This window comes from Lactobacillus sp. C449L (assembly GCF_059900815.1).
Genome location: NZ_JBWXGA010000283.1, coordinates 1 through 440 on the forward strand (window position 1 = coordinate 1; position 440 = coordinate 440).

Sequence of the window (440 nt, forward strand, 5' to 3'; positions counted from 1 at the left end):
CTGGAGGCGGGAACCCAGACTGTACGCCTGTCCTTCAGCGGCGGCTCCATGGACCTCAAGTCCTTCACTCTCGACCGCTTGGACGCGGCTCCCGTCGCAAGCCCGCAGGTCGCCATGCAGGCGCTATCGAGTTGGTTCGATGAGGCAGCCTATCTGGCGGCCAATCCGGATGTGGCGGCGGCCGGTATTGATCCGCTTGAGCACTATGTCCGCTTCGGGGCGGCAGAGGGCCGGGCTGCTCCGGGTCTTGATCCTGCCCATGTTGTGGGCCGGGAGATCGTCGACGGCTTGGACCGTGACTTCTACCTGCTCAACAACCCGGATGTGGCAGCCGCCGGCATGGATGCCAGCTTCCACTTCGAGACCCACGGCTGGCAGGAGGGGCGGAAGGCCAATGCGCTGTTCGACACCGGCTTCTACCTGGCCAACAACCCGGATGT

At 64.8% G+C, this 440-nt stretch carries 1 protein-coding gene; it reads left to right on the top strand.

Annotated elements, in window-relative coordinates:
* Nucleotides 1–48: 48 nt before the first annotated feature.
* Nucleotides 49–440 (top strand): hypothetical protein (locus tag AC2JF9_RS09405; RefSeq protein WP_500727244.1); only part of this gene is annotated, 392 nt, incomplete at its 3' end.